The sequence below is a fragment of the Streptomyces sp. NPDC045695 genome (genome assembly GCF_056432025.1).
In genome coordinates this window covers 42,413-61,746 of record NZ_JBWKJU010000003.1, presented here as the reverse complement: position 1 = coordinate 61,746, position 19,334 = coordinate 42,413, and the positions used below count along the sequence as shown (strand labels likewise).

At 72.9% G+C, this 19,334-nt stretch carries 16 protein-coding genes; 12 read left to right on the top strand and 4 right to left on the bottom strand.

Annotation, left to right across the window (positions count from 1 at the left end; translation table 11 throughout):
* The first annotated feature begins 32 nt into the window (after nt 1-32).
* Nucleotides 33-1,415 (top strand): cystathionine beta-synthase, encoded by a 1,383-nt coding sequence (locus AC07DU_RS06620; protein WP_360891658.1) that lies wholly within the window; start codon nt 33-35, stop codon nt 1,413-1,415.
* Nucleotides 1,416-1,731: 316 nt separating this feature from the next.
* Here the strand turns inward: AC07DU_RS06620 and AC07DU_RS06615 are convergent, their stop codons facing one another.
* Nucleotides 1,732-2,028: a hypothetical protein gene (locus tag AC07DU_RS06615; protein WP_479109978.1), complete on the bottom strand. Its 297-nt coding sequence runs from the start codon at nt 2,026-2,028 to the stop codon at nt 1,732-1,734.
* Nucleotides 2,029-2,168: 140 nt separating this feature from the next.
* On the opposite strand from AC07DU_RS06615, the gene AC07DU_RS06610 reads away from it, so the two are divergent.
* Complete coding sequence (locus AC07DU_RS06610; protein ID WP_479028364.1) at nt 2,169-3,011, top strand: MurR/RpiR family transcriptional regulator; 843 nt, start codon at nt 2,169-2,171, stop codon at nt 3,009-3,011.
* 112 nt (nt 3,012-3,123) lie between these two features.
* Here AC07DU_RS06610 and AC07DU_RS06605 read toward each other — a convergent pair whose 3' ends face one another.
* Nucleotides 3,124-4,491 (bottom strand): type III PLP-dependent enzyme domain-containing protein, encoded by a 1,368-nt coding sequence (locus tag AC07DU_RS06605; RefSeq protein ID WP_479109976.1) that lies wholly within the window; start codon nt 4,489-4,491, stop codon nt 3,124-3,126.
* 104 nt (nt 4,492-4,595) lie between these two features.
* On the opposite strand from AC07DU_RS06605, the gene hutU reads away from it, so the two are divergent.
* The 8 genes from hutU to AC07DU_RS06565 all read left to right on the top strand — a co-directional run bounded on the left by hutU (nt 4,596) and on the right by AC07DU_RS06565 (nt 14,412).
* Nucleotides 4,596-6,260 carry a urocanate hydratase gene (hutU, locus tag AC07DU_RS06600; protein WP_360891583.1) on the top strand — a complete coding sequence of 555 codons (1,665 nt, stop codon included), beginning with the start codon at nt 4,596-4,598 and terminating at the stop codon, nt 6,258-6,260.
* Nucleotides 6,261-6,271: 11 nt separating this feature from the next.
* Nucleotides 6,272-7,462, top strand: coding sequence for an allantoate amidohydrolase (locus AC07DU_RS06595; protein WP_479029034.1), 1,191 nt, complete (start codon nt 6,272-6,274; stop codon nt 7,460-7,462).
* The gene (locus tag AC07DU_RS06590; RefSeq protein ID WP_453374120.1) at nt 7,453-8,796 is read left to right on the top strand and encodes a formimidoylglutamate deiminase; all 1,344 of its coding nucleotides are present in this window, start codon (nt 7,453-7,455) and stop codon (nt 8,794-8,796) included. The genes AC07DU_RS06595 and AC07DU_RS06590 overlap by 10 nt, the downstream gene beginning before the upstream one ends.
* 146 nt (nt 8,797-8,942) lie before the next feature.
* On the top strand, nt 8,943-10,118 hold the full coding sequence (gene hutI, locus AC07DU_RS06585) for an imidazolonepropionase (protein ID WP_479109974.1): 1,176 nt from the start codon (nt 8,943-8,945) through the stop codon (nt 10,116-10,118).
* A gap of 113 nt (nt 10,119-10,231) precedes the next feature.
* On the top strand, nt 10,232-10,924 hold the full coding sequence (locus AC07DU_RS06580; RefSeq protein ID WP_479109972.1) for an LPXTG cell wall anchor domain-containing protein: 693 nt from the start codon (nt 10,232-10,234) through the stop codon (nt 10,922-10,924).
* A 16-nt stretch (nt 10,925-10,940) separates the two neighbouring features.
* Nucleotides 10,941-11,975 (top strand): COG1470 family protein, encoded by a 1,035-nt coding sequence (locus AC07DU_RS06575; RefSeq protein ID WP_479109970.1) that lies wholly within the window; start codon nt 10,941-10,943, stop codon nt 11,973-11,975.
* A complete protein-coding gene (locus tag AC07DU_RS06570; RefSeq protein WP_479109968.1) occupies nt 11,972-13,090 on the top strand; it encodes a neocarzinostatin apoprotein domain-containing protein in 1,119 nt (372 codons plus the stop codon). Before AC07DU_RS06575 ends, AC07DU_RS06570 begins: the two co-directional genes overlap by 4 nt.
* Entirely contained in the window at nt 13,087-14,412 is a 1,326-nt protein-coding gene (locus AC07DU_RS06565) for a hypothetical protein (protein WP_479109966.1), read from the top strand. The genes AC07DU_RS06570 and AC07DU_RS06565 overlap by 4 nt, the downstream gene beginning before the upstream one ends.
* Nucleotides 14,413-14,493: 81 nt before the next feature.
* Here AC07DU_RS06565 and AC07DU_RS06560 read toward each other — a convergent pair whose 3' ends face one another.
* Entirely contained in the window at nt 14,494-16,011 is a 1,518-nt protein-coding gene (locus tag AC07DU_RS06560; protein ID WP_479028343.1) for a peptide MFS transporter, read from the bottom strand.
* A 490-nt stretch (nt 16,012-16,501) separates the two neighbouring features.
* Here AC07DU_RS06560 and AC07DU_RS06555 point away from each other — a divergent pair, with 490 nt between their 5' ends.
* Nucleotides 16,502-17,179: a response regulator transcription factor gene (locus AC07DU_RS06555; RefSeq protein ID WP_360891605.1), complete on the top strand. Its 678-nt coding sequence runs from the start codon at nt 16,502-16,504 to the stop codon at nt 17,177-17,179.
* 28 nt (nt 17,180-17,207) lie between these two features.
* Nucleotides 17,208-18,473 carry an ATP-binding protein gene (locus AC07DU_RS06550; protein ID WP_479028339.1) on the top strand — a complete coding sequence of 422 codons (1,266 nt, stop codon included), beginning with the start codon at nt 17,208-17,210 and terminating at the stop codon, nt 18,471-18,473.
* A gap of 192 nt (nt 18,474-18,665) precedes the next feature.
* Here the strand turns inward: AC07DU_RS06550 and AC07DU_RS06545 are convergent, their stop codons facing one another.
* A complete protein-coding gene (locus AC07DU_RS06545; protein WP_479109964.1) occupies nt 18,666-19,211 on the bottom strand; it encodes a GtrA family protein in 546 nt (181 codons plus the stop codon).
* Nucleotides 19,212-19,334: the final 123 nt, after the last annotated feature.

The window sequence follows — 19,334 nt, the reverse complement described above, 5'->3', positions numbered from 1 at the left end:
GAACCCGTGGAGTCCCCTCCTTGGAGAACATGGTGCAATTCCACGACTCGATGATCAGCCTCGTCGGCAACACCCCGCTGGTGAAGCTCAACCGTGTGACCGAAGGCCTCCAGGCCACCGTCCTTGCGAAGGTCGAATACTTCAATCCCGGTGGGTCCGTCAAGGACCGGATCGCCGTACGGATGATCGAGGCCGCCGAGCAGAGCGGAGCCCTCAAGCCCGGTGGCACCATCGTGGAGCCGACCAGCGGCAACACGGGTGTAGGACTCGCCATCGTGGCCCAGCAGAAGGGCTACAAGTGCATCTTCGTCTGCCCTGACAAGGTGTCGATGGACAAGATCAACGTCATGCGCGCGTACGGCGCCGAGGTCGTGGTCTGCCCGACCGCCGTCGACCCCGAGCACCCGGACTCGTACTACAACGTGTCCGACCGCCTCGCTCGCGAGCCCGGCGCCTGGAAGCCCGACCAGTACAGCAACCCGAACAACCCCCGTTCGCACTACGAGACCACGGGCCCCGAGCTCTGGGAGCAGACGGACGGGAAGATCACCCACTTCGTCGCGGGCGTGGGCACGGGCGGCACGATCTCCGGTACCGGCAACTACCTCAAGGAGGTCAGCGGCGGGAAGGTCAAGGTCATCGGCGCCGACCCGGAGGGCTCGGTCTACTCGGGCGGCTCGGGCCGTCCCTACCTCGTCGAGGGCGTCGGCGAGGACTTCTGGCCGACCGCCTACGACCCCAACGTCACTGACGAGATCATCGCGGTGTCCGACAAGGACTCCTTCCAGATGACCCGCCGGCTGGCGAAGGAGGAGGGCCTCCTCGTCGGCGGCTCCTGCGGCATGGCCGTCGTGGCCGCGCTGAAGGCCGCCGAGGGCCTGGGCCCGGACGACGTGGTCGTCGTCCTGCTCCCGGACAGCGGCCGCGGCTACCTCAGCAAGATCTTCAGCGACGAGTGGATGGCGAGCCACGGCTTCCTGGAGGAGGCCGGCCCGTCCGCGCGCATCGGCGACGTGCTGGCCGACAAGGAGGGCGGCATTCCCTCCCTCGTCCACATGCACCCCGAGGAGACCGTGGGCGAGGCGATCGAGGTCCTGCGGGAGTACGGCGTCTCGCAGATGCCGATCGTCAAGCCGGGCGCCGGTCACCCCGACGTGATGGCGGCCGAGGTCATCGGCTCGGTGGTCGAGAAGGAGCTGCTGTCGGCGCTGTTCGCGCAGCGGGCCTCCCTGAACGACCCGCTGGAGAAGCACATGAGCGCGCCGCTGCCGCAGGTCGGCTCCGGCGAGCCGGTGTCCGAGCTGATGTCGGTGCTCGGCGAGGCGGACGCGGCGATCGTGCTGGTCGAGGGCAAGCCGACCGGCGTGGTGAGCCGTCAGGACCTGCTGGCGTTCCTGGCGAAGACGGCCAAGTAGCCGTTACGGGGCCGCACGTGGGCGACGCGCAATCGGTACGGGCCCGTCACGTGACGGCAGCACCCGCTTAACACGGCTCCGGCACAGTGGTGGTCGTCGGCAGGGAAGTCCGGGAGACCGGAACCCGGCCGGCGCCACCGAACGGCGTTCGCGCACCTCCGGAGCGGCTCCCGGACCGTGCGGACGCCACGGACGCGGACGGCCCTGACCCGGCCGTGTCCTTCGCGGGGACCGCCGTCGTCCCGCCCCTCGGGCGACCGAGGGTGCGGCGGTCCCCGCGCCATCCCTCCGCCCGTTTCAGGCCGCCGCAGCGGCCCTACTCGGCGGACCCCCGCCGGAGGCGACCGGCGTGGATGAGGTTCACGCCCACGATCCCGGCCCAGGCCACCACCAGCCCCGACAGGTGGGCCTGCGCGGCGGCGATGGCCGACAGCGGGATCGCCAGCACCAGCGTGACGACGGCGAAGCCGAAGCGTTCGCCGAAGTTCCCCTCCGCCGCGGCGGGACCGGCCGCGCCGCGCGCCGCGGCCAGGCGTTGCTCCGCGAGCCGGCGCCGGATCTGGGTGTCGACCTTCTCCAGTTCCTTCTTCAGCTCTTGGGCGTGGGCGTCCATGCCCCCACGGTAGGAACCGCCCGACGGGCGGGCACGGGTGCTAGCCCCCGTATTCGGATCGCGAGCGCGGCTTGCCCCGGCTGCATAGGCGCATGCAGAGTGCTCCGTGACTGAATATTTCACCGGGACGGAGGGGCGCCATGAGTGACAGCCCGGCAGCGCGGCTGCAGAAGCTGTTCGAGGGGCACCGGCTGACGCCGACCCAGCGGCGGATCGCGCACTGCATGGTCCGCGGGGCGGCGGACGTGCCCTTCCTGTCGAGCGTGGAGCTCGCCGAGCTGGCCGGGGTGAGCCAGCCCTCCGTGACCCGGTTCGCCGTGGCGCTGGGCTTCGACGGATACCCCGCGCTGCGCCGCCACCTGCGCGAGGTCGCTCCCGCCGAGCGGGCCGGCGGCGAGCACGAGGACGCGTACAACGAGTACCAGCAGGCGGTCCAGGGGGAGATCGAGAACCTGCGCCGGCTGTCCGTGATGCTCGCCGATCCCGCGCCGGTCCAGGAGGCGGGGCGGCTGCTCGCGGCATCGAGCCCGCTGCCGGTGCTGGGACTGCGGGCGGCGTCCTCGCAGGCGCGCGGGTTCGCGTACTTCGCCGGCAAGGTGCATCCGGACGTACGCCTGCTCGACGAGGGCGGCTCGATGATGGAGGACCGGATCGACGCCGCCCTCTACGAGGGGGCCACGGCGCTCCTGTGCTTCGCGCTGCCGCGCTACCCCCGCGAGCTCGTGGAGACCCTGGAGAGCTCCCGGCGGGCCGGCCTGACCGTGGTGACGGTCGCGGACTCGGCCTTCGCGCCGGTGGCCCGCCACTCGGACCTGCTGATTCCGGCGCCGGTCGGGACCGGGCTGGCCTTCGACACGGCGTGCGCGCCGATGCTGCTGGGGCGGGTGCTGCTGGAGGCGATGGCGGACGCCCTGCCGGACGCGCAGGCCCGGCTGGAGGCCTTCGACGCGCGGGCCGCCGCGCGCGGGCTGTTCGTCGAGTAGGTCCTGCCCGCGGTGACCTGGCTGACGCCCGAAGAGCTCGTCACGGGCCTGGCCCCGGCCCTGGCGGCCACCGTATCGGCCCCCTGACCCGGCCTGGCCCGCCAGACACCCCCTACAGCAGGGCGTCCCCGAAGCCGCCGCCCGCCTCCGCGACGATGTCCGCAAGGCTCTGCGCCGGCCTGGCCAGGCGGAAGCGGACCCCGCCCGCCGCCGTCACCGTGAAGCCGTGCACCGCCGGGCGCGGCAGGCTGTTGTAGCCGTAGTGCGCCGTGAAGAAGTACGCCCCCGTGTCCGGGACGCCGATCACGTCCCCCGGCGCCAGCCGCGGCAGCTCCCGGGCCGTCGCGAGGAGGTCCCCCGCGAAGCAGGCCGGGCCCGCGATGTCCTGGGCCACCGGGTCGCCGGTCTTCGGGGCGCCCTTCGCGTCGTACGGCAGGATCCGCACCGGCCAGGCCGCCGGGGCGTAGGCGGTGCGGGTCGCCACCTGGACCCCGGCGTGGGTGAGGGCGATCGGGCGGCCCCCGCTGGTCTTGGTGTACTCGACCCGCGCCAGGACCAGGCCGTTCTTGGCGAGCAGGGACCGGCCGAACTCCGTGACGATCCCGTACGAGCCGTCGAGGAGCCCGGGGGCCGCCTCGCGCAAGGCGGCCACGTACTGCGCGTACGTCGGGGTCTGCTCGTCCGAGGCGAAGTTCACCGGCAGGCCGCCGCCGATGTCGAGGGTGTCGACCTGGCGGCGCCCGGCCGCCGCGTTGATCTCCTCGGCCAGTGCGTGCACCTCCCGTACGCCTTCCGCGATGAGGGGGAGCGGCAGGCCCTGGGAGCCCGAGTGGACGTGCAGGCGGGTGAGCCAGGGCCGGTCCCGGTAGGCCCGCACGAGCCACTCGCGCGCGCCCGGATCGCGCAGGGCCACGCCGAACTTGGAGGTGGCCGTGGCCGTGGACAGGGCGCCGATGGTCCCCGCGCCCGTCTGCGGGTTGATCCGGATCCCGATCGGGGAGGAGGCGGGGCCGGAGCCGACGAGCGCGTCGAGGCGGGCCAGCTCCTGTGCGTTGTCGGCGTTGACGGCGATGCCCAGGGCCAGGGCCTCCCGCAGGTCGGCCGCGGTCTTCGCGGGGGAGTCGAGGACCGTCCGCCCGGCGGGGACGCCCGCGGCCCGGGCCAGTGCCAGCTCGCCGGGGCTGGCGACCTCGCAGCCGAGCCCCGCGCCGGCGAGCAGCCGCAGCACCGGCACGAGGGGGGCCGCCTTCACCGCGAAGGCGTGCAGGACGGGGGTGCCCGGTGCCACAGCGTCCGCGAATGCGCTGGTCAGGGCGGCCGCGGAAGCCCGGATCCCGGCGACGTCCAGGAGGCAGGCCAGGGGGTCGGCGTCCAGCAGCCCCTGCTCGACGGCGGCGCGTACGGCCAGGTCCCGGCGCGCGGCGGCGCCCTGTCCCGCGTGCTCTCCCTCGTGCTCTCCCGCGTGCGTGGTGGCAGCCATGTCCGCCATCCCATCATCCGACGGCGCCGTGCGCAGGTGTTGACTGAATCTATTCAGGACGCGAGGATGTGAATAGATTGACCAACATCGGAGGAGGCACCGCCATGTCAGGACCCCGCCCCGTACGTGCCGCGCGAGGCACCGAGCTCAGCACCCTGGGATGGCAGCAGGAGGCCGCTCTGCGGATGCTCCAGAACAACCTCGACCCCGAGGTCGCCGAGCACCCCGACAAGCTCGTCGTCTACGGCGGCACGGGCAAGGCCGCGCGCGACTGGCGCTCGTACGACGCGATGGTCCGCACCCTCCAGACCCTCAAGCAGGACGAGACGATGCTCGTCCAGTCCGGCCGCCCGGTGGGCGTGATGCAGACCCACGAGTGGGCGCCGCGCGTCCTGCTCGCCAACTCCAACCTCGTCGGCGACTGGGCCAACTGGGAGGAGTTCCGCCGCCTGGAGAACCTGGGCCTGACCATGTACGGCCAGATGACGGCCGGTTCGTGGATCTACATCGGCACCCAGGGCATCCTCCAGGGCACCTACGAGACCTTCGCCGCCGTCGCCGCCAAGAAGTTCGGCGGCACGCTCGCCGGCACCATCACCCTCACCGCCGGCCTCGGCGGCATGGGCGGCGCCCAGCCGCTGGCCGTGACGATGAACGACGGCGTCGCCATCTGCATCGACGTCGACCCGCGCGCCATCGAGCGCCGCATCGAGCACCGCTACCTGGACGTCAAGGCCGACGACCTGCGCCACGCGCTCCAGCTCGCCGTCGAGGCCCGCGACGCCCGCAAGCCGCTCTCCATCGGCCTCCTCGGCAACGCCGCGGAGCTGCTCCCGCAGATGCTGGCCGAGGGCGCCCCGATCGACATCGTCACCGACCAGACCAGCGCCCACGACCCGCTGGCCTACCTGCCCGTCGGCGTCGACTTCGAGGACATGGCCTCCTACGCCGCCAAGGACCCGGCCGGCTTCACCACCCGCGCCCGCGAGTCCATGGCCAAGCACGTCGAGGCCATGGTCGGCTTCATGGACGCCGGCGCCGAGGTCTTCGACTACGGCAACTCCATCCGCGGCGAGGCCCAGCTGGCCGGCTACGACCGCGCCTTCGCCTTCCCCGGCTTCGTCCCCGCCTACATCCGCCCGCTCTTCTGCGAGGGCAAGGGCCCTTTCCGCTGGGCGGCGCTCTCGGGCGAGGCCTCGGACATCCACAAGACCGACAAGGCGATGCTGGAGCTCTTCCCGGAGAACGAGTCCCTGCACCGCTGGATCAAGATGGCCGGCGAGCGGGTCCACTTCCAGGGCCTGCCCGCGCGCATCTGCTGGCTCGGCTACGGCGAGCGCGACAAGGCCGGCGAGCGCTTCAACGAGATGGTGGCCGACGGCACCCTCGCCGCCCCGCTCGTCATCGGCCGCGACCACCTCGACTGCGGCTCGGTGGCCTCCCCGTACCGCGAGACCGAGGCCATGCTCGACGGCTCCGACGCCATCGCCGACTGGCCGCTGCTCAACGCCATGGTCAACGTGGCCTCCGGCGCCTCCTGGGTCTCCATCCACCACGGCGGCGGCGTCGGCATGGGCCGCTCCATCCACGCGGGCCAGGTGACGGTCGCCGACGGCACCCCGCTGGCCGGCGAGAAGATCCGCCGCGTCCTCACCAACGACCCGGGCATGGGCGTCATCCGCCACGTCGACGCCGGATACGACATCGCCGAGTCGGTCGCGGACGAGCGCGGCGTCCGCGTCCCCATGCGCGAGGGCGACTCCGCGTGACCTTCCACGAGATGTGGGCCGAGCTCGCACCCATCGGCAAGCACGCGGACAGCGGCGGCTACCGCCGCTACGCCTGGAGCGGCGCCGACGCCGACTGCCGGACCTGGTTCCAGGCGCAGGCCCAGGCCCGCGGGCTGACGTACGAGACCGACCGCAACGGCAACCAGTGGGCCTGGCTCGGCGACCCCCTCGCGGGGGACGCCGTGGTCACCGGCTCGCACCTGGACTCCGTCCCCGACGGCGGGGCCTTCGACGGCCCCCTCGGAGTGGTGTCCTCCTTCGCGGCCCTGGACGAACTCCGCAGGAGGGGCGCGGAGTTCTCCAGGCCGCTGGCCATCACCAACTTCGGTGACGAGGAAGGCGCCCGCTTCGGCCTCGCCTGCGTCGGCTCCCGGCTCGCCGCCGGGCAGCTGACCAAGGAGAAGGCGTACGAGCTGCGCGACGCCGACGGCATCAGCCTGCCCCGGGCCATGGAGGCCGCCGGCTACGACCCGGACGCCATCGGGGCCGACCCCGAACGCCTGGGCCGCATCGGGGCCTTCGTCGAGCTCCACGTGGAACAGGGCCGCGCCCTGGACCTCTCCGGGGACCGGGTCGGCATCGCCTCCGCGATCTGGCCGCACGGCCGCTGGCGGTTCGACTTCCACGGCGAGGCCAACCACGCGGGCACCACCCGCCTGGTGGACCGCCGCGACCCGATGCTCACGTACGCGGCGACCGTCCTGGCCGCCCGTACGGAGGCGGCCCTCGCCGGGGCCGTCGCCACCTTCGGGAAGATCTCCGTCGAGCCCAACGGGGTCAACGCGATCCCGTCCCTGGTGCGCGGCTGGCTCGACTCCCGCGCCGCCGACCAGGCCACCCTCGACACGGTCGTCACCGCCGTCGAGAAGGCCGCGCGCGAGCGCGCCGACCAGGACGGCATCGACCTCGCGATCGTCCGGGAGTCCTTCACCCCGGTCGTCGAGTTCGAGCACGCCCTGCGCGACGAGCTCAACCGGATCCTGGGCGGGGCCGTCCCCGTCCTGGGCACCGGGGCGGGACACGACGCCGGAATCCTCTCCGCGGCCGTCCCGACCGCGATGCTGTTCGTACGGAACCCGACCGGTGTCTCCCACTCCCCGCGGGAGTTCGCCGCCGAGGACGACTGCGTGGCCGGCGTCCTCGCCCTCGCCGACGTACTGGAAGGACTCGCGTGCCGGTGACGACGACGTACTGGCTGGAGCACGCCTGGCTCGACACGCACGTCGAGCCGGGCGTCGCCCTGGAGGTGTCCGCCGACGGGCGGATCGCCTCGCTCGTGACCGGGACCGAGAGCCCGCCCCCGGGCGCCGAGGTCCTGCGCGGGCTGACGCTCCCCGGCCTGGCCAACGCGCACTCCCACGCCTTCCACCGGGCCCTGCGCGGCACGGTCCAGGTGGGCTCCGGCACCTTCTGGACCTGGCGCGAGGTCATGTACTCCGTCGCGCAGAACCTCACCCCCGACGCCTACTTCGCGCTCGCCCGGGCCGTGTACGCGGAGATGGCGCTGGCCGGCATCACGGCCGTCGGCGAGTTCCACTACGTGCACCACGCCCCCGGCGGCGCCCCGTACGCGGACCCCAACGCCATGGGCGAGGCCCTGATCGCGGCCGCCGCCGAAGCCGGCATCCGCATCACCCTCCTCGACACGGCCTACCTCTCGGCCGGTTTCGGAGAGCCCCCCAACCACCACCAGCTGCGCTTCAGCGACGGCACCGCCGAGGCCTGGGCCGAGCGGGTCTCCGCGCTCAAGGGGCGCGAGCACGCCCGGATCGGCGCCGCGATCCACTCCGTACGGGCCGTCCCCGCGGACCAGCTCGCCACCGTCGCGCAGTGGGCCGGGGACCGCAGGGCCCCCCTGCACGTCCACCTCTCCGAGCAGACCGCGGAGAACGACGCCTGCCGGGCCGCGCACGGCCGTACCCCGACCGAGCTGCTGGCCGACCACGGGGTGCTCGGCCCGCGCACCACCGGCGTCCACAACACGCACCTCACGGACACGGACATCGCCCTCCTGGGTGGCACCGCGACCGGCACCTGCATGTGCCCCACCACCGAACGGGACCTCGCCGACGGAATCGGCCCGGCCGTGCGGCTCCAGCGGGCCGGCAGCCCGCTGTCGCTGGGCAGCGACAGCCACGCGGTGATCGACCTGCTCGAAGAGGCCCGGGCGATGGAGCTCAACGAACGCCTGGCCAGCCGTACGCGGGGCCACTGGACGGCCGCGGCGCTGCTGCGGGCGGCCACCGCCGACGGCCACGCGGCGCTGGGCTGGGCCGAGGCGGGCCGCCTGGAGGCGGGCGCGCTCGCGGACTTCACCACGATCGCCCTGGACTCCGTCCGCACGGCGGGGCCGGTGGCGCGGCTGGGCGCGGAGACGGCGGTCTTCGCCGCCTCCGCCGCCGACGTCCGCCACACGGTGGTCGGCGGCCGCCACGTGGTCCGCGACGGGTCGCACCAGCTGGTCCCGGACGTCCCGTCGGCCCTGGCCGAGACCATCGCGGCCCTCCGCGCCTGACGACGCCGCCTGCGGCGGGCCCTTCCCCCACCCCGCCCCTGTTTTCCAGCCCCTCCGGCGTTTGAGGAGCGGGGTCCGGGGCGGAGCCCCGGGAAACGGTGAAAGGGCGGGGCGGGGGAACAACAACTCGACGATCGCGAGGAACCATGACCACCACCGCAATCACCAACATCGGCAGCCTCGTCACCAACGACCCCGCCCTCGGCGACGGCCCCCTCGGCCTCGTCCAGAACGCCGCCGTCGTCCTCGACGGCGACCACGTCGCCTGGGTCGGCCCCGCCGCCAAGGCCCCGGCCGCGGACGAGACGTTCGACGCCGACGGCCGCGCCGTCATCCCCGGCTTCGTCGACTCCCACTCGCACCTCGTCTTCGCCGGCGACCGCACCGCCGAGTTCAACGCCCGCATGTCCGGCCGCAGCTACTCCGCCGGAGGCATCCGCACCACCGTCGCCGCCACCCGCGCCGCCACCGACGCCGAACTCGAAGCCAACCTGCTGCGCCACCTCCACGAGGCCCGCCGCCAGGGCACCACCACCTTCGAGACCAAGTCCGGCTACGGCCTCACCGTCGCCGACGAGGCCCGCGCCCTGCGCATCGCCGCCGCGCACACCGAGGAGGTCACCTACCTCGGCGCGCACATCGTCTCCCCCGACTACGCCGACGACCCGGCCGGCTACGTCGACCTCGTCACCGGCGAGATGCTGGACGCCTGCGCCCCGTACGCCCGCTGGGTCGACGTCTTCTGCGAGAAGGGCGCCTTCGACGGCGACCAGGCCCGTACGATCCTCACCGCGGGCGCCGCCGCCGGGCTGATCCCGCGCGTCCACGCCAACCAGCTCTCCCACGGCCCCGGCGTGCAGCTCGCCGTGGAGCTCGAAGCCGCCTCCGCCGACCACTGCACCCACCTCACCGACGCCGACGTGGACGCCCTGGCCCAGGCGGCCGCGACCACGGTGGCCACCCTGCTGCCCGGCGCCGAGTTCTCCACCCGCGCCCAGTGGCCCGACGCCCGGCGCCTGATCGACGCGGGTGCGACCGTCGCCCTGTCCACGGACTGCAACCCCGGCTCCTCCTACACCAGTTCCATGCCGTTCTGCATCGCGCTCGCCGTCCGCGACATGGGGATGACCCCCGACGAGGCGCTCTGGTCGGCCACCGCCGGCGGGGCGCGCGCCCTGCGCCGCGCGGACGTCGGCGTCGTCACCCCCGGAGCCCGCGCCGACCTGGCCCTGCTGGACGCCCCGAGCCACGTCCACCTGGCCTACCGCCCCGGCGTTCCGCTCGTTTCCGCCGTGTGGCAGAAGGGTCTGCGCGTCCACTGACGAACGGTCGATCCCGGCCTGTCCTTTGTCTTCCCTCCGTAAGGGCCCGGGCGTACCTTGAGCCACTCATCTGATGTGTCGTCAGTTACCTGTGGTCCGAGGGGAAGACGAAGGTGTCCGACCGGAAACGCTCCACCGCGCTCGCGCTGGCCTCCGCGCTGGCGGCCGGACCGGCGGTCCTGCTGGCCGCGCCCGCGGCCCAGGCCGCCGTCGTCGACGTCGCCTACGACTGCAAGACCCCGATCGGGGACAAGTCGGCGGTATCGCCCATCGACATCAAGGCCGTCAAGGACGGCGACGCCTACAAGCTCACGATGTCCTTCCAGAAGGGCGTCTCCTCCAGCCCCATCGAGCTCGGCAAGGGCGCGATGAGCCCCAGCGCCGTGATCCTCGTCGGCGGCGCCGAGAAGGTGTCGGTGCCGGTCTCGGGTCCGCCCAACCCCGAGGCCGCGCCCGCCGACACGCCCATCAAGATCACCGACCTCTCGGGCACCTACACGCCCAAGAAGAGCGGCAAGGTCACCTTCACCGCCGGGGTGCTCACCATCAAGGCGATGGGCACCACGACCACCTGCACCCCCGGCAACAACCCCGGTCCCTCCCTTGAGCTGGACGTGACGGCCGCCGGCGGCGCCGGCACGCAATCCGGCGGCGCCACGCAGGACGGCGCCGGGGGCGACACCCTCCCGCAGACCGGACCGGCCGACTCCGCCCTCGCCCTCGGCACCCTCGGCGGCACCGTGCTGCTCTCGGGCGTCGCCGGCGTGCTCTGGCTGACCCGGCGCGGCCAGCGGGCCCGGTCCTGAACGGAGCGCCCCGGCCATGCCCGTGCTGCTCCACGCCCTCAAGCGCGCCGGTGTCCTCCTGCTGACCACCGCCGCGCTGTACGCGATCCCAGCGGCCCCCGCGTACGGCGCGGCCGCCGACGAGCCGGGCTGGACCGCCGAGCCCGCCGCCGGATCCGGGAGCGCCCGCCCGTACTTCTACCTCGCGGGGGACGCCGGCACCGTGCTGGAGGACCGCCTGGCCCTCGCCAACACCAGCGACGAGGAACACACCGTCACCCTGCGCGGCGCCGACGCCTACAACACCGCCGACGGCGCCTTCGCGGTGCGCCCGGGGCGGCCCTCGGCCACGGGCTCCGCCGAGGGCCCCGGCGCCGGGGCCGGCGCCTGGATCAGCTTCGGCGCGGGCGCCACCGTGACGATCCCGCCCCGCACCCGCGCGGTGGTCCCCTTCACGGTCACCGTGCCGCCCTCCTCCCCGCCGGGCGACCACCCCGCCGCCGTGGTCGCCACCGAGGCGGGACGCGAGGTGGGCGTACGGGTCCACCTGCGGGTCAGCGGCCCCACACTGGCCGCCCTCACCGTCGAGGACGTCGCCGTGCACGGCCGGGGCGCCGCCGCGCAGGTCGCGTACACCCTGGTCAACCGGGGCAACGTGGCCCTCGCCCCCGAGCTCGCGGTCAGGGCCGCGGGGACCTTCGGCCGGGAGCGGGCAGGCGGCCCCCGGCCCCTGCCCGTCGAGCTGCTTCCGGGCCAGCGGGTCCGGCTGACCGAACCCTGGCCCGCGGCCCCCGCCCTGGACCGGGTCGCCTTCACCCTCACGGTCACCGCCCCGGGCGCGGCTCCGGCCACGGGCTCCGCCTCGGCGTGGTTCACGCCCCGGCCGGGCGCCGGTTGGGCGGGGGCCGGCCTGCTCCTGCTCGGCGGGAGCGCGGCGGCCGCGCTGCTCCTCGTACGGCGCGGGCGGCCCCGGGGCGGCGGCGTGCCCGGGCCCGGCCCGGGCGACGGGGAGCGGCCCGATTCCGGGAGCGAAGCCGCAGCGGACCACCAACTGACGGGAGCAGCCAGGTGAGCGGCAGGATCGAACGGTTCGCCGCGACGGCGCTGGCGGCGCTGGCGGTACTGGTGGCCGCGGCCCTCGCGCTGCTGCCTGCGGCCCCGGCCGCCGCCGACGAGGGCAAGCCCACCGCGGCGCTCTCGCTCCAGGAGGCCGCCCCCGGCACCGAGATCACCGTCACCGGAACCGGCTGGCGCGCCAAGACCCTGGTGATGCTGCTGGTCTGCGGGCAGAACATGATCGGCGGCACCAACAGCTGCGCCAACGCCGACGGCGCGGCCGTCTCGGTCGGCGACGACGGGCGCTTCACCGCCTCCCTGGCGGTGGTGGCACCGCCCAAGCCCTGCCCCTGCGTCGTCAACGTCACCTCCGTCAACGGCGACCAGTCCACCGTCTCCGCACCCCTGAAGATCACCGGCCACCCCGTGGCCGAGCTGCCCGCCGCGTCCGGAACGGCCCGCCTCGCCCTGCTCACCGGGGTCCGGCTGGAGGGCGAGGACGGGGTGCTGACCTGGTTCGGCGCGCCGCCCGGCCGCAGGTTCGAGGTCACCGTCGGCAACCTCGGCTCGGCCCCGGTCAAGGACCCGGTCTTCCAGCTCGGCACCGCCCACGGCGTGTTCGCCCCGCTGTGGGAGGAGGTCCGCTGGAAGGGCACCATCCCGCCGGGGGGCAAGGCGGAGATCGCGCTCGACGTCAGCCTCGCCGCGGGCGCGTACGGGGACTACACGATCTCCCTCAAGTACGGCGAGACCGTCATGGCCACCCAGCCCTGGGGCGTGGACCGGCCGTACGGGGTGCTGCTCTTCTGGGGCCTGCTCCTGCTGGTGATCCCGGCCGCCGTCTTCCGTATCGGCATGGCCGTCGTCGACCGGGTCCGGCCCCGCCGGGTGCCCGCGGCGGGCCGCCACCGCGGAGCCCGGCCCGCCGAGGAGACATCGGCCGTCACGGCCCGGCTGCCCCGGCTGTCCGCCCTGCGGGCCGCCGCGCCCGCCCGCTCGGAGCAGGCGGCCGGCCCCCCTGAGACCCCCACGGCGGTCCTGCCGTGGTTCACCCCGGACAGCGCGCCGGAGACAGCACCACAGACGTCCGCACCGTCTGAGAACCGTTCGACGACGAAGGGACACCAGTGAAGACCCAACGGAGGGTGAGCGCGGCCGTGGTCGCGCTGCTGCTCGGCGGCGCGGGCCTTGCCACAGCGGCTTCTCCCGCTCAGGCCGCGGACGCCACGTACAAGGTCAGGTGCGTGCCGCCGGCCGGCGGCGGCGACCCGGTGGAGGGCGAGACCACCGCCAAGGTGACGGCCCCGGCCACGGCCAAGGTCGGTGACGAGGTCGACGTGTCCTGGGAGACGGTCAAGCCGGCCTCGAACAACACGGACCTGATGGACATCCCGAAGGACGCGGTGCAGCCCACCGGCTGGATCACGGTGGGCGAGGGTGGCGGCGAGCTGAAGGTCGTCGGGGAGAAGAAGAACCCGCCGATCCCCAAGAAGGCCCCCATGCAGATGTCGACCATGAAGGGAAAGCTGAAGCTCACCAAGGCCGGCAAGATCACCCTGACTCCCGGCAAGTACGAGGTCGCCGTCACCTTCTCCTTCGGCACCTTCGTCACCAAGTGCGCGCCGACGGGTGAGGTGAAGGGCGGGGCCACCATCGACGTGTCCGCCGGCTCCAGCGGCGGGACGACGAACGGCGGGACCACCACCGGCGGTACGACCTCCGGCGGCACCACGACCGGCACCACGACCGGCGGCACGACCTCCGGCGGTTCGACCTCGGGCGGTTCGACCTCCGGCGGGACCACCGGCGGAGGCGGCGGCCAGACCGACTTCCCGGGCAAGGCCGTCGAGGTGGCCTTCGACTGCGGGCCGGTCGTTCCGGGCGGCATCAAGACCCCGGTCACGATCAACGCCAAGAAGAACGGCGGCAGCTACGACCTGACGGTCAAGACCGCCAAGGGCGCGATGGCCGCGCCCATGGCCCTGCCCGCGGGAGCCCTCAAGCCCTCGATGGCCGTGAAGCTCGGCGGGGCGGACAGCGGCACGGTCAAGGTCGCCGGCCCGGCCAACGCGGAGCCGATCCCCGACAAGGCCCCGGTCAGCCTCAGCGATATGACCGGCACCTACAAGCCGGGCAAGACCGGCAAGGTCACGCTGAGCCCGGACCAGCTGACGATCGACGTCACGATGGCCCCGGGCGCCACGCCGATCAACGTCCCCTGCAAGGCGACCAGCAGCGGCGTCTCCCTGGAACTGGACACCACCGCGCAGGCGGGCGGCTCCGGCTCCTCGACCTCCACCACCGGCAGCACCACCTCGGGCGGCCTCGCCGAGACCGGGGCGCAGGACGAGGGCGGCATCAAGGCCCTGGCCCTGGTCGCCGGCACGGTGATCCTGCTCGGCGGCGCGGTGTTCACCTTCACCCCGTGGCGCCGCCTGCGCGGCACCCGGTAGCGGCGCCTCCCGTACGCGGAAACGGGACGGCCCGGCACGCCTTTCGGTGTGCCGGGCCGTCCCGTCGTGAAGGGGGGTGCGTCAGTGGACGTCGCCCATCATCGTCTGGACCTGCTTGCGGTACATGTAGATCGCGAAGCCCGCGAGCGCCGCCAGCGCGGCCTGCGCCGCGATGATCGTGGTGCCGTTCAGGTCCACACCGGCGATCGACAGGAGGCTGGTGGTGCAGTCACCCGCGGTGACCGCGAGGAACCAGACACCCATCATCTGGCTCGCGTACTTCTGCGGAGCCATCTTGGTGGTGACGGACAGACCCACCGGGGACAGGCACAGCTCGGCGATCGTCTGGATCATGTAGATCGAGACGAGCCACATCGGGCTGACCTTGCCGCCGTCGCCCGCCATGCCCATCGGCACGACGAAGACGAAGAACGAGCCGCCGACCAGGACCAGGGCCATCGCGAACTTCACGATGGTCGTCGGCTCCTGGTTCTTGCGCGCCAGCCAGATCCACAGCCAGGCGAAGACCGGGGCCAGGGACATCACGAAGAGCGGGTTCAGCGACTGGAACCAGGTCGACGGGAAGTCGAAGCCGAAGAGCGTGTTCGCGGACTTGGTCTCGGCGAACGCGGCCAGCGTGGAACCACCCTGGTCGTAGATCATCCAGAAGACGGCGGCGGCGACGAAGAACCAGATGTAGCCGGTCATCTTCGACTGCTCGGGCGCCGAGAGGTCCTTGTCGCGCTTGATGCGGGCGAGCACGCCGATCGGGATCAGCAGACCCGCGATCGTCAGCGGGATCATGGCCCAGTTCAGCGTGAACATGCCGGCGAAGGCCACGACCGCGTAGAAGACGGTGATGATGCCGACGGCCGCCGCCAGCCGGACGATGACCGCGTTGCGCTCCTGGACGGTGAGCGGGTTCGGGACCAGGCTGCTCGTGGCGCTCAGGTGCTTGGTGCCCATGAGGAACTGGCCCAGACCCAGCGCCATGCCCAGACCGGCCATGGCGAAGCCCAGGTGCCAGTTGACGGTCTGGCCGACCGTGCCGATGGCGAGCGGGGCCACGAAGGCGCCGAGGTTGATGCCCACGTAGAAGAGCGTGAAGCCACTGTCGCGGCGGGGGTCCTGCGGACCGTCGTACAGGTGGCCGACCATCGTGGAGATGTTGGCCTTCAGCAGGCCGGAACCGACCGCCACCAGCGCGAGGCCGACGAAGAACATCGCCTGGCCCGGAACGGCGAGCGCGAAGTGGCCCGCCATGATCACGCCGCCCGCGATGGTGACCGTCTTGCGGGCACCCCAGACGCGGTCGCCGAACCAGCCGCCGGGCAGGGCCATGAGGTACACCATGGCCACGTAGACGGAGTAGATCGCCGTCGCGACGGCGGTCCGCATGGCGAGGCCGCCCGCCTGGCTGCCCGCCTCCGCGTCGGGACCGCCGGACAGGATGTAGACGACGAGAAGTGCGCGCATGCCGTAGTAGGAGAAGCGCTCCCACATCTCGGTCATGAACAGAGTGGCCAGGCCACGGGGGTGTCCGAAGAAGGCCTTCTCGGCGGAGGATTCCGCCGGGTCCTTCGTCAGGCTGGAAGCCATGGTCGATCCTTGCTTGCTCGGGACGCTGCGCCTTGTGAGCTCATTCGCGCCCGGTGGGGGGTGGCCGGCACCGGCGACGGACCTCCCACCCCACGCCCAGGGGTCTCGCCCCCGTGGGGTGGGAGCGAAAGAACATCCGTACCCGGGATCCACGCCGCTCGCGCGGGATGCGCGAGGGGCCCGGCCCATAGGTCATTCACTGTCATCAAGCCCGGACAGGTCAGTCCGACGGGACTGCGTGCCCGGTCAGGACAGAAAGGGAGACCCTTGGCTCGCTTTTCGGCACAAAGGTCCTCGAGGTAGTGCATCAGGCGTCTCGCCACCATACGACACGACACGGTGGCATTTGAACGTACTTGAGAGATGGATCACAGGCGCGGAGGGAACCGTTCGACCATATTCGAAGGCCCTTAGTAGTTCATAAGCCCAGATAGAGAGGGTCTTGACGGCAGGCCTATCGATCCAGTCACCGCGGACTACCATCACCCACATGACGCGTGTACTGCTCGCCGAGGACGACGCATCCATCTCGGAACCCCTGGCCCGCGCCCTGCGCCGGGAGGGGTACGAGGTCGAGGTACGGGAGGACGGCCCCACCGCACTGGACGCGGGACTCCAGGGCGGCGTCGACCTCGTCGTCCTGGACCTGGGCCTGCCGGGCATGGACGGGCTGGAGGTCGCCCGGCGGCTGCGCGCGGAGGGCCACGGTTTCCCCATCCTGGTCCTCACCGCACGCGCGGACGAGGTCGACACGGTCGTCGGCCTGGACGCCGGCGCCGACGACTACGTGACCAAGCCCTTCCGGCTGGCCGAGCTGCTGGCCCGGGTCCGGGCCCTGCTCCGGCGCGGCGCCGCCGACAACGCCCAGGCCCCCGCCACCCACGGCGTGCGGATCGACGTCGAATCGCACCGCGCCTGGATGGGGGAGGAGGAGCTCCAGCTCACGGCCAAGGAGTTCGACCTCCTGCGGGTCCTGGTGCGCGACGCGGGCCGGGTCGTCACCCGTGACCAGCTCATGCGCGAGGTCTGGGACACCACCTGGTGGTCCTCCACCAAGACCCTCGACATGCACATCTCCTGGCTGCGCAAGAAGCTGGGCGACGACGCCGCCAATCCCCGCTACATCGCCACCGTCCGGGGCGTCGGCTTCCGCTTCGAGAAGAGCTGAACCCCCTCCCTAAGGCATCCTCTGAGCCATGCGCCGCCGCCTGATCAACTCCACGCTCGCCGTGGTGCTCGTCGTGATCGCCGTCTTCGGGGTCTCCCTCGTCATCGTGGAGACCCGGACGATCACCAGCAGCGCCCAGGACCGGATCGAGTCCGAGGCGCTGCGGCTGGTGGGCATCGTCGAGGCGAACGTGCTGGAGAGGAAGCCCATCGACCCCGTCCGCCTCGCCGAACAGCTGGACGCCGGCCACTACGCGCGGATCACGATCCCCGGCCAGCCGGCCGTCGAGGTGGGCGCCGCGATCCCCGACGGCGTCATCCGGGGCACCGCCCGCGGCGAACAGGGCGAGGTCGTGACCGTCGAGGAATCCCGCTCGACCGTCACCAAGGAGGTCGGACGGACCCTGGCCGTGGTCGGCGCGGTGGCGCTGCTGGCCGTCGTGGCGGCCGTACTGCTCGCCGTACGGCAGGCGAACCGGCTGGCCTCCCCCCTCACCGACCTGGCCGAGACGGCCGAGCGGCTCGGATCGGGCGACCCGCGCCCCCGGCACCGGCGCTACGGGGTCCCCGAGCTCGACCGCGTCGCGGACGTACTGGACTCCAGCGCCGAGCGGATCGGCCGGATGCTCACCGCCGAGCGGCGCCTCGCCGCCGACGCCTCGCACCAGCTGCGCACCCCGCTGACGGCGCTGTCCATGCGCCTGGAGGAGATCACGGTCACCGACGACCTGGAGACCGTGCGGGAGGAGGCCACGATCGCCCTGACCCAGGTGGAGCGGCTCACGGACGTGGTGCAGCGGCTGCTCACGAACTCGCGGGACCCGCGGACGGGCTCGGCGGTCCCCTTCGACCTGGACGAGGTCGTCAAACAGCAGGTGGAGGAGTGGCGGCCGGCCTACCGCAGCGCCGGCCGGGCCATCGTGCGCTCCGGCAAGCAGGGCGTACGGGCCGTGGGCACCCCGGGAGCGGTCTCCCAGGTCCTGGCCACCCTCGTGGAGAACGCCCTGATGCACGGGGGCGGCACGGTGGCGATCCGCACCCGGGTGATCGGCAACCAGGCGGTGCTGGAGGTGACGGACGAGGGCCCGGGGGTCCCGCCGGACCTCGGCAACCGGATCTTCGAGCGGGCCATCAGCGGCCGCAACTCCACCGGCATCGGCCTTGCGGTCGCCCGGGACCTCGCCGAGGCGGACGGCGGGCGCCTGGAGCTGCTCCAGACGAAGCCCCCGGTGTTCGCGCTGTTCCTCAGCCGGACGGCGCCGGAACGCTCCGAACCGCAGACCACGGTGCGCTAGCGCTGGCGCTGGCTGGCGCTGGCTGGCCGTGGCGGTGCGGTGCGGTGGGGCCGGTGGTGGAGCGGGGCCGGGCGCGCGCCGGGGCGTCTCCTCGGGCGCCGAACGGTTCGGGGGGCCGGGGGGTGCGGCGGTGGTGCGTTCGGCCCCCTGCGGGGACGCCCCGGCACACACCCGCCCCCGCCACCACCGGCCCTAGTTGTTCGCGGGCGCCGGCTCAGGCTCGGGCAGCGGCTCGGGCGTGCGCTCCGGCTTGGGCAGCGGCGCCGGCTCCGGCATCGGCTCCGCTGCGGTGAGGGGCACGGGCAGGGCCCTGAACACCCAGGTCCGGTACGACCAGAAGCGGAAGACGGTGGCGACGCCGATGCCGATGAACTTGAAGACGTTGCTCGCGACCGGGCCGTCCCAGCCGAAGCCGTAGGTGGCCGTGTAGAGCACGCCGTTCTCGATGACCAGCCCGACCACGCTGAAGGCCACGAACAGGCTCAGCTCGCGGGTGCGGCCGTTCTGCGCGCGGTCCCGGTAGGCGAAGTAGCGGAAGCCGAGGTAGTTGGTGGCGATGGCCACGACGGTGGCTATCACGCTCGCGCGGACCACCTGGAGCTCGGTCGTGCTGCGGATCAGGTTGAAGACACCCAGGTTGACCAGCACACCCAGACCGCCGACCGCCCCGAACTTGGCGACCTCCCGCACGAGGCCGCGTACGCGTTCGAGGACAGATCCGTTCCCCGGCGTGCTCATCAGTAAGCCAGTCCTGTCGGTCACCGCCCCTGCACGGGGCGTCCGGTCTCTCGGTCAACCCACCCATGTTAAGTGTCCCCCCTGTGACCCGTCTGTGCCTTCGGACACCGTGCGACGCACGGC